Below are 12,359 nucleotides of genomic sequence, written 5' to 3'. Positions count from 1 at the left end.
TACGAAAGGAGAATGGAAATGGATCGATGTTTAATCGTAGTAATTGACGGATGCGCACCGGATTATCTGACACCGGAGACAGCGCCTAATATTTACAGACTGGCCAGGGCTCATGGATTTGTAAAAGAGGTCCAAAGTGCGGTACCCACGGTAACCAATGTAAACCACGCCTGTATTTTATCAGGAAAATTCCCGGAGGACACAAAAATAGTAGGGAATTATTATTACGACCCGGATACCGGGGAAGAAGGATTTATAGAAGAAAGAGGGTTCATGAAAGCGCCCACCATTTTGAACGCTTATGGGAAAATGAGAAAAAAGACCGCATTCCTCACTGTTAAGGGTAAGGTTCTGGGCGTATACGGTGAGGGTGCTGACATCGGAATCAGTGTCCAGGCACCGGATAAATTACTCCTTAGCCGTCTGGGGCTGGACATGCCGCCTGAGGTAAGCGACCTGTCCAGCACACGGTGGATCATGGAAGCAGCCCTGGCCTGTATTGAGAAGGAACATCCCGATTTCGTCTACTGCACCACCAATGACTATGGATTCCATCATTACGGACCGGAGACATCGGAGGCAAGGCTGCAGATGCGGTGGATTGACGAGTATATTGGCAGGATCCATGAAGCGGACCCTGGAAGGCGGATCTACATAACCGCGGACCATGGGATGAATCAGAAGAAAAGGCTTTTGAATGTTAAGCACATTGCGGACAACAAGGGGATCCCTCTGTATTGCCTGGCGCCCTTAAAGGACCGGTATGTGGAAAACCATATTTATCAGGAAGGCGGTATTCTCTATCTGTTTTTGGAAAACGAAAAGGATGGAGAGAGGCTGTGTGCACTGGCAGAGGAGATTCCGGAGATTGAGAAGATCCTTGGCAGGGAGGAAGCGGCGGCTCTTTATCATCTGCCTGAAGACAGGATTGGGGATTATGTGATATTTGCTTCTGAAGGATGCGCCTTTGGGGAAGTGGAGGGGGAATATCTGGTTACAGATCAGGTGAGGACCCATGGTTCACTGTATGAGCGGCAGATCCCCCTGGCAGCGATCCATCCTCTGAAAGGGGAAGGGGATTATCAGTACAGTAAGGATATTGTTGCACATATGATGAGGGATTTTGAAAACGCAGGATGGAGACTGGGATGAGAGGAATGATGAGAAAAGGCGGAGTTGTAAACAGAACTGCATTGGGGGCAGCAGCTCTTTTGGCCGGTGTGGTGATAATGATCGCAGGATGCAATAAGAAAACGGAAGAGCTGACCGGAAATATCCAGCTGGCGGGAAGTACTTCCATGGAGGAAATGTGTGTTGCCATTGGGGAAACATTCATGGAGGAGGAGCCGGGAATCGCGGTATCCGCTGAGTACATTGGCTCGACAGCAGGTATGGAAGCATTGTTGGAGGGGACTGTGGACATTGGTACATCTTCCAGGAACCTGACCCAGGAGGAGCTGGAAAAGGGAGCGGTGGAAAACATTGTGGCCAGAGATGGAATAGCGGTTATCCTGAACAAGGAGGTGACCGGGATCGAGAATCTCACATCAGATGAACTAAGGGATATTTTCTGTGGAAGAACAGCTAATTGGAATGAACTGGGAGGTCCGAACATGCCTGTAGTGGTAACCGGACATGAGGCAGGTTCCGGTACAAGGGATCCTTTTGAGGAAATACTGGGAATTGTGGATCAGTGCCGGTACGCCAATGAACTGAGCGGATCCGGAGCTGTTCTGATCAAGACTGCCGCTACCCAGGGAGCGGTGGGATATATTTCCATGGCACAGCTGGACGATACGGTACAGGCAGTGTCGGTGGAGGGGGTCCAGCCAACCAGGGAGAACGTGCAGAATGGAAGCTATTCCCTGAACAAGACAATGGTAATGGCGACCATGGGAGCCATAGAGAAACAGAATCCCCTGGTCCAAAGGTATTTTGAGTTCGTGTATTCGGATCAGGGGCAATCGCTGATCGATGGGGCGAATTTGACTCCGGTTCCGGGGGAATAGAGAGAAGCAGGAAAGCCTGCCGCATGCTGAAAGATCCAGATGCGACAGGCTTTTTGAACGCTGTAACCATTATTTTGCAGCAGCCTCAGAGAACTGCGTGGTCACAAGTTTCTCATAAGGAACCCGCTCTGACAGCTCGCCGGCTTCCTCCAGTATATTTTCCAGAAGTTCAAAGCTTTCCTTTTCAAATATGGTGTCGTCCTTCCAAGTGTCCTGGTCCTTGTAGCGTCCTACGATGGTAGCGATTTTGTCCACCGGAGTTTCCTTGAACTGAGGGGCAATGGTCTTTGCAATCTCCTCGGCAGAGTGGGAGTTTACATAGTCCATGCCTTTTTGGATGGCGTTTGTAAATTTCTGGATCAGCTCAGGATTTTTTTCCATATAGCTTTTCTTTGTACAGTAGGCAGTATAGGGAACATAACCTGATTCTGTTCCCAGGGATGCTACAACGGTTCCGCTTCCCTCGCTCTCCAGTGTGGTGGCGAATGGCTCAAACTCCACCGTGTAATCAGCGTCATTGGATGTAAATGCAGCTGCCGTCAGACCAAAGTTAATGCTCTGGTCAATCTCCAGGTCTGTCTTGGGGTCCAGTCCGTGTTTTTTCAGGATGTACTCAAATACCATCTGCGGCATGCCGCCGGCACGTCCTCCCAGGACCTTTTTGCCCTTCAGGTTCTCCCATTTAAAATTATCCTCAGGCTGGCGGCCCACCAGGAAGTTGCCGGCCCGCTGGGTCAGCTGTGCGAAGTTTACAGCGTAGTCCTGGGAACCTTCCTGATATACATAGATGCTGGCCTCTGAGCCCATGAACCCGATCTGGGCATCCCCGGAGATGAGTGCGGTCATTACCTTGTCGGCGCCCGCGCCGTTGACCAGGGTCAGGTCAATGCCCTCGTCCTCAAAGTAACCCAGCTCGATGGCTGCGTACTGGGGGGCATAGAAGATGGAGTGGGCTACCTCATTGAGTACCAGCGGCGTATTGCCGGAGGAAGCCGTGCCCGGGGCCTTTGCACAGCCGGTAAGGGCAGCGGCTGCCATGGCTCCTGCCAGTAATGTGCATAATATTTTTTTCATAACAGACTCCTTGTGTATTCACTTATAATATAGTTTATTAGAGGGGACATGGACCGGTGAATAAAAATGGAAGGCTGCAGAGGGAAAATACCAAAAAAAGAGGCATCCAAACCCGCTGCTCTCTGGTTGGTGCCTCGCTTTTTAGAATAGATCAGAGCACATATCCGTTAAATTGGCTCATTTGTATTTGATTTGACATACAGATAGATCCTGTTATCTACATGAAATGCCCTCAGGAATTTCAGCAGATAGTTTTTTAAATCTTCACGCCCGTAATGCAGGATGATATCCTGACCATGGATGCGCTTAATGGTAGATTTTTTATATCCCAAATCAGAATAGTCATCGTTATCTTTATCCCTGTCCAATCGATAAAATATCCGGTCCGGCAAACCATACTGGGCGGTTTTTGACCGGTCATTTACCAGCTTTATAAAATCGGAAGGATTTACAGTCGTTTCCAGAATTTTGCAAAAAGCTTCTGTAAAACTGGCTGCAGGAATTATCCCGCCATCACCAATGGAAAATCCCTCAATAACAAGCTTTTTAAGGTCCAGATTATCCGTGAGCAGTTCTTTGTCATGCTGTGTGCTGTTTACCGCATTGGAAGCAGTCATTTGCGACTGGTCTAATAAGTTTATAAATATTTCAAAATCATCTGAGTCATCATCCAGACCCATATCCCTTGTATCCGAGTGAATATACTCATTTAACAGAGACAGCAGGTTATGGGTCTGCTTATAATTATAAGAACCCGCCTTCTCGTTCCACAGCGACAGCTTATCAGCAAGAAAATCTGAGTAATTCGGAAATAAGGGATCGGAATCCTTTTTAAAAGAAAATACCGTGTTACTGTCAACATCCGTCCATTCCCTTGTGCTGGTCAAATATTGATACAGCCTGTCATCACAGAGCTGAATACACAAAATTGCCAAAAGCAATACATTTGTTTTGTGATCATCCTGGCTTACCTTTAAAATGTCCCTGATCAGTTCAAAGGTATTTAACAGCCGTTTGACTGTTCGTGGGTTGGCGCCCACACTATTTTTAATAATATCACTGATGATCTGTGAATCCTCATTCAAATCGATTTCCATGCGCTCAAATGAAGTCATCAGAAGTTTGTCCATTTTATAAAATGCAACCGGGATACGGAAGGGAACCTGGATCATTTTATCAAAAAAGCTTTTACCCTTTTGATACATCAGGCCCTCGCCGTACTTCTTGGAAACGCCCAGGGTAACCACCTCGTAATCAATGGCCAAAACAAAGATACATCCCGGCACATCCAGAAATATCTTGATTATTTCCAGCAATTCCACTGCACGCTCCGGATTCAGCCTGTCCAGATCATCGATAAAAATAACGATTCGGCGAGGAGCCTTTTTCACAAAGGAATGGATCGCTATCTCAAATTCCTTTGTGAACTTTTTGATATCCTGATAAAAACTGCTGTTCAGATTAAATAACTCCTCAAAATCAGTTTCCATCTGAACAGAACAATTCAGGAGGGAATAGCTGGCGTTGATCTTTGTCTTTTTAAATATATTTTTCATCATGGATGAAAAAGTGTTTACTATTTTTTCCGGGGCAGAAACCGACTTCAGCACTTCGGTGGTAAGTTCACTGAGAAATGCAATGGACAGATCGTCCTCGGAAGAAAACTGGGCGTAATGCCAGGTATTAAAATACAGGCACTTTAAATTGGGCTCGGTTAATTTCCCCATGATCATGTTCATCATTGAGGTTTTGCCGGATCCCCAGTCTCCCTGCAATGCAATGGTCAACGGGGTCTCGCACTTTTTGATAAAATCAGCCAACCCGGTGTAATAGCGGTCCAGGTCGAATAGATCAGATTCCATGGTATCAATTGGTAGATCACGGTTGCCTTTTGCCATTAGTAAGCTCCTCCTGTATTGAGAGAGATCAGATTCCTGATTTTGTTGGAAAATTCTTTTTGCAGATCCAGAGGAGGAAACAGATATCCCTTCTCATAAATGTCGCGCTGTGTAATATATGGTTTGCCGGAACCTGTCTTGTATTGATTCAAGTTCATAAAGTTCAGAAGATAACAAAGGTATTGCAGGTCGGTTTCCTTATAATATAAGGATATGTAAATTGCGTTGCCTGTTATAAAGCCGGGCTTATCAAGGATGGATGCCTGTCCGCAGTGTTCGCCCACCCGATTGATAATAATGGTGGGAATGGGTCCATGGACATTGCATTGATCGGTGGATGAATAGCTCCCATTGGCACCTATGACCGGATACGGTCCCTCATGATCCGATGAAACAATCTTTGTTCCGGAGCGCAATTTAAACAGCTCCTCCCCTCTGATGGAGGGAAAACCTTTATCCACAAACATTTGCCGGAACAGATCAGAGGCAATGATGCTGTTTTCCAGATCTTTATCCGGAAACAGGGATAATTGTTCGTAACCGCTTTTCTGGTCATGAGTATGGTCTTTATTTGATGAAAGTCCATATTTTTCCGGTGCAAAAAAGTAATCAGGTTCTGTAATCTGCTCCCTGGACAAGTGGACGGACACGGCATCCGGGTGATGGAAGAGGCGGGAAAAATGACCGTGGTACAGGTTGATATCCCGGCAGTTCCTGAAATCGTTTATTTCAATGTATTGATTGACAGGATCACTTTTTTTAAAGGTAAGGATACATGTGTTGACCCTTGCCTTAAACAGACCTAACGGAAGCAAAACCATAGACAGTATCTCAAAATTTTTATATAAACGTTCTCTGATAAGATGATCCGTTTGTCTGCTTAAAAAACCGTAGGGCATGATGACGCTGGCACGGCCGTTATCCGCCAGGGTATCCATGGCGCGGATCAGCATCTTTGACTCCAGTCTTCCAATTCCTCCTTCATAGGCAAAAGGCGGGTTTGCCAGAATGAGATCAAACTGGTTTGGATCATGATCATCTGAAACAGAGCAGCAAATATCAGGACCGGTGTGAAACCCCATCATTTTTATGTTAGCTTTCTGTTCCTCTCTTAAAAGGCTGGAAAGGGTGAATAGAAGACAGCCAGCCCCCCAGGCCGGATCTGGAACCGTGTAATCCCGGAGCTCAAGCGCATGCTCCATTAACGAAATAATAGATAGAACTGTTTTTTCTTTTTCGGACATAGTTGTATGCGATTATCCTCCTGCGATCAATAGGGCATGATTAATTTTATTATAAGTCATCCATTACCCAAAATCAACGAGGGATTAATCTACATGACCTCTACATTATAATTGCAGGCCCAATTAAAAAATGATAAAATGGTCCATAGATCATAAGAAAGGTGCGGTCAACATGGGAGATTCATTACAGTACTACAACCAGCATGCCAGAGAGTTCTTTGACAGTACAAGGGATGTTGAATTTACGCAGATACAGGACCGGTTTCTCGGCTATCTGAAACCGGGGGCCAGAATCCTGGATTTCGGATGCGGATCAGGAAGGGACACAAAGTATTTTATCAGCAGAGGATATATGGCGGATGCTGTGGACGGCTCTGTGGAGCTGGTAAAGATCGCATCTGAATATACCGGCACAAACGTCAGACAGATGTTTTTTCAGGATCTGGATGAAAGGGAGGCATATGAGGGGATCTGGGCCTGTTCCTCTATTCTGCACCTGACCTTTGATGAACTGGCGGACGTGTTCGGGAAAATGCACCGTGCGCTGGTGCCCTGCGGAGTCCTCTATACCTCCTTTAAATATGGGACAGGGGAAGGGGAACGGAACGGTAGGTATTTTACGGACATGACAGAGGAGAAAATGGAAGGGCTATTAAAGGCTGTCCATGGATTTCCAACTTTAGAAATGTGGGTAACATCTGATGTGCGTCCTGGGAGAGATGAGGAACAATGGCTGAACATGATTTTGAGGAAAAGATAAAAAAGGCAGATGGGGGATGTGATCGAATACAGAACAATGGACCACTACCGGAAAAGGTATGAAAAAAAGAATTCTTAAACTTATGTGGGTCATGAAACGTGATGCGAAGGAGGGAGTTGCATGGATATAAAAAATGAATCTGGTTTTCCTACGGGGAGCTTGTTATATATTTTACGCAGTATAAAAAAGGGGACATGCAAAGAAATATTTAAACTTGAAAAAGATGAGGATTATATTGCTTTTCTAATTGATTTTTTGAAACTATGTGACTTGAGTATAAAGCAGATACAAACCGTAAATAGGAATACTAGGCAGAAAAAGTTGGATTCAGTTAATGATCTAAAAGAAGCAATGATCCATTCTTATATGAAAAAAGGTTCATTTAATATTGATCTTGAGAGTATTATCAAAGACGACATGACGGGCAGGATTGAGGCCTGCGATGATTTCCTCATAGACAACTGTTCTGTACCAAAGGTGGAACAGGAAGCGTTGGATAATTTTATTGAAGAGATTAATTCCCTGAGAAATGATATAAAAGAAGCAGAAATCAATGAAGAATTAAAAGATATCATACTGGTGCATTTAAACAGTGTATATGAATCTATCCTAAAGTATAATTTGTTTGGCATGGAGGAAGTGAAGGATAGTGTAACCAGGACAATAGGTACCTTATGCCTGATGACCAATGAGTGTAAGACAGAAACTGATAAAACGGTCATGAAGAATGTACTTGCCCTAATGTCAAAGTTCAATACTGTATTCGGCTTTTTTAAAAATGCAGGAGGCGCTGTGAGAATTGCGGATACCATCATTAAACTGATTCAATGATCACTGCCAATGTTTTAATCAACCACGATAAACACACAAACGAGGAGAAAAAATAGAATGAACTACAAAATCATCGTACTGGACCTGGACGGCACCTTGACCAACCGGGATAAGATCATCACCCCGAGAACAAAAAAAGCCCTGATGGAAGCCCAGGAAGCCGGAAACATCGTGGTTCTGGCTTCGGGCCGTCCCACGCCCGGAGTGGAGCCTTTGGCTAAAGAACTTGAGATGGACCGCTTTGGAAGCTATATCCTGTCCTATAACGGAGGAATGATCACCAACTGCAAAACAGGGGAGGCGGTATTCACATCCCTCCTTCCCCTTGAGTCCAACCAAAAGATCATTGGCCTGGCGGAGGAGTACCGGGTGGATATCCTGACCTATCAAGGCGGGGATATCATTACCAATAACAAGGAATGCCCTTACGCTGTGGTGGAATCCAACATCAACCACCTTCCCCTGCGTCAGGTAGAGGACATGAAATCCTATGTGGATTTCCAGGTTCCCAAGTTCCTGATGCTGGATGACGGGGATTACCTGGTGACCGTGGAACCCCGGGTAAAAGCAGCCATGGGGCGTGACTTCAGCGTGTACCGTTCCGAGGAGTATTTTCTGGAGGTAATGCCAAAGGGAATTGACAAGGCCCAGTCCCTGGAGCGTCTGTTACACATCCTTGGACTGGAGCGTGAGCAGATGATTGCCTGCGGTGACGGTTATAATGACCTGACCATGATAAAGTACGCGGGCTTGGGGGTGGCCATGGAAAATGCTGTTCTGCCTGTGCGCAACGCTGCAGATTACATCACTGCCTCCAACAACCAGGACGGGGTGGGCCTGGTTGTGGAGAAGTTTATGCTGGGACGTGCATGAGAATGATATATAATGCAATGCCATGCAATGCGATGTAATGCCATGCTGCCATGCAGCAGTGATGCAAATCTAAATAAGGATCAATGAGTCAGGATACCGGCAATCCGTTCGCATACCGGCATGAAAATAATGAGCACCATATAACCGGACATCAGAAGATACGGCAGGGCATGGGGCCATACCGCCAGTATGGCGCCGCCAACTGCCACAAACTGGCAGAAAAAACTAATACAGGTGATCAGTACAAGACCTCCGATGGCTGTGGATACCAGATGGCATCCCAGCCTGTTTTTAATTCCGATCCGCTCTGTAAACATCTGCCCCCATGCAGGAGCCGGGATCAGATCACAGATTGTATACCCCACGGCCATACTGACCACAAAACTCTGTATAAATGCCAGGGAGGTTATGGCGCCGGCTATGGATAAGCCCACATAGGTCAAAACCAGTCCCAGGGCTATGTTGATTGAAAAATTGATGATCCGGCCAAAATGTTGTTTTCCTATCATATGTATTTTCCTCATTTTTTGTTTTATATATGGACTGTAAACGCCTGTATGGATTTGAATCTATTGACCGGGCATTACCCATGATATCCGGCATAAAAACCTTCACTGGAAGCCTGGATCGCCTGCCGGGCTTTTACGGCATCGCCCACCGTCACTGTTTCGCAGATACCCTCCAGTTCATCTTTAAGCGGACAGAATGCCCGGGTTCCGATGGCCAGCACAATGGTATCGCAGGGCAACAGCGTGACGGTATGGCCCTGTTTGACCAGCGCGCCTTCTTCTGTGACGCCTGCCAGGCTGGTCCCGGTCAGGATATCAACGTAACAGCGTCTCAGACAGTCCTTCAGGTCATCGCGGATGCCTGCCTCCATGTCAAGGGCAATCTCATCCCTCATCTCAATGACGGTAACCTTTGATTTGCACTGCATTCCCAGATAAGCAGCTGTCTCAGAGCCCACCATTCCTCCTCCTGCCACCAGGACATTCATGCCGGTGTCAGATTTTCCCAAAAGAACGTCCTCTGCCAGGACCACATTTTTATTGTGGATTCCAGGAACCTGGGGGATGATGGGCTTTGCGCCTGTTGCCAGAATGACCTTATCCGGCTTTGCGGACCTTACCATGTGGGCGGTCAGCTCTGTGTTAAGGTGCAGGTGGATATTGTCATGCTTTTTGATTTCCCGGTACAGCCATGCCGTATAGGTGGCAAATTCTCCTTTGTAAGGGGGATAGGCGGCGGAAATAAGCTGTCCTCCCACGGTGCTGTTCTTTTCAAACAGCTCAACCTGGTGCCCTTTGAGTGCGGCTCCCCTGGCTGCTTCCATTCCCGCGATTCCCGCGCCTACAATGAATATTTTTTTGGCAGAGGGCGTTTGGGAGTAATCCAGTTCAAACTCATGGCCCAATTCCGGGTTGACCATACAGTAGATCGGCACGCCCTGGTAGGTGGAAGCCGTGCACCCCTGGAGGCATCCGATACATTGACGGATCTCATTATTGCATCCACTCCTGGCCTTTTTTGGCCAATGGGGGTCTGCCAGGGAAGCGCGTCCCATGGCAACAAAATCCGCCTTGCCTGAGACAATGATATCCTCCGCCATACATGGATCTGAAATGCGCCCTACGGTGATGACAGGAATATGGAGAAAGCTCTTTGCCTCAGCGGCAAAATCAGCGTTCCAGCCGTGATGCTGGAAAAAGGAGGCCACTATTCCAAGAGAGGAGCGGACGCCGTACATGCCATTGGACAGGTGGATGGCATCAGCCCCCATTTCCTCCATATCCCGCAGCATTTGGCGGCTTTCGCTCATGCCCCGCCCGCCTTCGGAATTTTCCTGGGCGGAGAATCGGATGATCACCGGATAATCAGGACCTGCCTGTGTTCTGATTTCGCTGAAAACTTCGCGGAGGAAACGCATCCGGTTGTCATAGGTCCCGCCGTATTCATCAATCCTGTGGTTGCAGTTAGGAGACAGGAATTCATGGATCAGATACCCGTGGGCTGCGTGGATCTCCACTCCGTCAAAACCGGCCTTCCTGGCATTTAGGGCGGTTGTTCCAAAGTCCTTCACCAGCTGCCGGATATCCTCCGTTGTCAGTTCACGGGGGATCTCTTTGTTCCAGGGACAGGGAACAGGAGAACATGACACGGGCTGTATCCCGCCGTTGACATGGCGGTTTGCCTGGCGTCCGGCATGATATATCTGACAGAAGATCTTTGAACCATGACGATGGATGGCATCGGTCAGCTTTTGGTGGCTTGGTATCTGCTCCTCCTTCCACAGACCGGCCACAGCCGGATAGCCGGCTGCATGTTCATTGATCCTGTAATCCTCAGTGATGATCAATCCCCAGCCGCCCTTTGCTTTTTCTTCATGATAGCGAATATACTGTTCGGTGGCATTTCCGTCAGGGCACATGTTGGCGACCATGGCCGGGACTACGAGACGGTTAGGAATTTCACAGTTTCCTATGTGATAGGGTGTAAAAATACGTTCTGCTTTCATATGGAATCCTCCTGGTTTAATTGGTGTACTCCCGGAGTCTCCCGGCACTCAGATTTGCGGGGGCGCCGGGGAGACTCCGAGCCTGCACATTGGTTGAAAGGAGTATAAACCTTATGGTTTCTGTTAAGTCAATCCCAATCTTATGGGGAAAATCCAACAAAAAACAATGTGATTTTCTTAACAAAATATGAGTTCTATTGTATACTAAGTCTAACTTATAAAGATCCATGACTGAAAACCCTATGGTGGGTATCAGGTTTTATTATGCCTCCGGGATTTTGTTTTGGGGAAAGAGGAAGACAATGGAAGAAAAGTACAAGATCGGCACGATCTCTAAATTATTGGGGATACCTATACAGACTCTGCATTATTTTGAGGAGTGTGGGTTTGTAACTCCCAGCAAGGACAGTAAAAGCAATTACAGATATTATGATGCATGGGACGTGAATTTTCTGTTGGACAGCCGTTATCTGCGCTCCTTTGAGTTCTCAAATGCAGAAATAGAGGAGATGATCAACCGGGATGATTTCCAGAAAATGAATGCCAGATTTGCAGACCAGGAGAGAAAACTTTTGAACCTGATCCAGCATTATCAGGATATCTTGGATGAACTGCACAGTGAGAAGGACCGGATCAACAGGCATAAGGACCATTTGGGCAAATTTAAGGCGGACAAAAGCCCCAGGATCTTTTTTGATCCATACCGCCGGAACAATGACTTCACATCCATGGCCAAAGGCGAAGGCGGGCTGCCGGATATTACACAGTGGCTGGACAGTATGCCCATTGCAAGGGCTACCTTTCAAATCCCAGGATATGGACTTGATCCTGGAAAAAAGGAAGGGATCGAGTATATCTGGGGGTTTTCCGTACCCACGGACAGAGTGAGGGACCTTGCCTTGTCCATGGAGGAACATGTTGAATATTGTCCTTCCAGGCAGTGCCTGTATACGGTGTTTAAAGCTTATGGGAGGAATACATTTACCAAATGTCTTTATGAGCAGGTGCTGCTGCCAATATGGGATATGGGGTATGAGATCACGGAATCACTGATCGGGCGGCTGTTGATGCGTATACATGAGGATGGGGTGTTTACCAGGTATTTTGAGGTGTGGGTCCCGGCGGAAAAAATGGAATAGCGGCAGTGCCACGATC

At 46.9% G+C, this 12,359-nt stretch carries 11 protein-coding genes; 6 read left to right on the top strand and 5 right to left on the bottom strand.

Translation table 11 applies throughout. The features are described from left to right. Positions 1 to 18 precede the first annotated feature (18 nt). The gene (locus CLFS41_RS23990; protein WP_045093727.1) at positions 19 to 1,152 is read left to right on the top strand and encodes a nucleotide pyrophosphatase/phosphodiesterase family protein; all 1,134 of its coding nucleotides are present in this window, start codon (positions 19 to 21) and stop codon (positions 1,150 to 1,152) included. Beyond that, positions 1,149 to 2,009: a phosphate ABC transporter substrate-binding protein gene (locus tag CLFS41_RS23985; RefSeq protein ID WP_045093726.1), complete on the top strand. Its 861-nt coding sequence runs from the start codon at positions 1,149 to 1,151 to the stop codon at positions 2,007 to 2,009. The genes CLFS41_RS23990 and CLFS41_RS23985 overlap by 4 nt, the downstream gene beginning before the upstream one ends. Before the next feature lie 69 nt (positions 2,010 to 2,078). Here the strand turns inward: CLFS41_RS23985 and CLFS41_RS23980 are convergent, their stop codons facing one another. The 3 genes from CLFS41_RS23980 to CLFS41_RS23970 form a co-directional block, all read right to left on the bottom strand. Further along, positions 2,079 to 3,083: an ABC transporter substrate-binding protein gene (locus CLFS41_RS23980; protein ID WP_007860142.1), complete on the bottom strand. Its 1,005-nt coding sequence runs from the start codon at positions 3,081 to 3,083 to the stop codon at positions 2,079 to 2,081. A 167-nt stretch (positions 3,084 to 3,250) separates the two neighbouring features. Next, positions 3,251 to 4,981: a P-loop NTPase fold protein gene (locus tag CLFS41_RS23975; RefSeq protein ID WP_007860140.1), complete on the bottom strand. Its 1,731-nt coding sequence runs from the start codon at positions 4,979 to 4,981 to the stop codon at positions 3,251 to 3,253. After that, on the bottom strand, positions 4,981 to 6,066 hold the full coding sequence (locus tag CLFS41_RS23970; RefSeq protein ID WP_161797507.1) for an N-6 DNA methylase: 1,086 nt from the start codon (positions 6,064 to 6,066) through the stop codon (positions 4,981 to 4,983). The genes CLFS41_RS23975 and CLFS41_RS23970 overlap by 1 nt, the downstream gene beginning before the upstream one ends. Before the next feature lie 331 nt (positions 6,067 to 6,397). Between CLFS41_RS23970 and CLFS41_RS23965 the strand changes: the two genes are divergently transcribed. The 3 genes from CLFS41_RS23965 to CLFS41_RS23955 all read left to right on the top strand — a co-directional run bounded on the left by CLFS41_RS23965 (position 6,398) and on the right by CLFS41_RS23955 (position 8,689). Beyond that, entirely contained in the window at positions 6,398 to 6,985 is a 588-nt protein-coding gene (locus CLFS41_RS23965) for a class I SAM-dependent methyltransferase (RefSeq protein WP_045093745.1), read from the top strand. 120 nt (positions 6,986 to 7,105) lie between these two features. Continuing rightward, a complete protein-coding gene (locus CLFS41_RS23960; protein WP_007860134.1) occupies positions 7,106 to 7,816 on the top strand; it encodes a hypothetical protein in 711 nt (236 codons plus the stop codon). Positions 7,817 to 7,873: 57 nt separating this feature from the next. Then, entirely contained in the window at positions 7,874 to 8,689 is an 816-nt protein-coding gene (locus CLFS41_RS23955) for a Cof-type HAD-IIB family hydrolase (RefSeq protein WP_007860132.1), read from the top strand. A gap of 80 nt (positions 8,690 to 8,769) precedes the next feature. On the opposite strand, the gene CLFS41_RS23950 is transcribed toward CLFS41_RS23955, so the two are convergent. Together CLFS41_RS23950 and CLFS41_RS23945 are read right to left on the bottom strand one after the other, a co-directional pair. Next, positions 8,770 to 9,198: a hypothetical protein gene (locus CLFS41_RS23950; protein ID WP_045093724.1), complete on the bottom strand. Its 429-nt coding sequence runs from the start codon at positions 9,196 to 9,198 to the stop codon at positions 8,770 to 8,772. 74 nt (positions 9,199 to 9,272) lie between these two features. Further along, on the bottom strand, positions 9,273 to 11,204 hold the full coding sequence (locus CLFS41_RS23945) for an NAD(P)/FAD-dependent oxidoreductase (RefSeq protein ID WP_045093723.1): 1,932 nt from the start codon (positions 11,202 to 11,204) through the stop codon (positions 9,273 to 9,275). 302 nt (positions 11,205 to 11,506) lie between these two features. On the opposite strand from CLFS41_RS23945, the gene CLFS41_RS23940 reads away from it, so the two are divergent. After that, on the top strand, positions 11,507 to 12,343 hold the full coding sequence (locus CLFS41_RS23940; RefSeq protein ID WP_007860128.1) for a MerR family transcriptional regulator: 837 nt from the start codon (positions 11,507 to 11,509) through the stop codon (positions 12,341 to 12,343). Positions 12,344 to 12,359: the final 16 nt, after the last annotated feature.

It is taken from the genome of Clostridium sp. FS41, assembly GCF_000954015.1.
GTDB lineage: Bacteria > Bacillota > Clostridia > Lachnospirales > Lachnospiraceae > Enterocloster > Enterocloster citroniae.
Note: the sequence above shows the minus strand (reverse complement) of the source record. Positions and strands in the feature narration are given on the sequence as shown.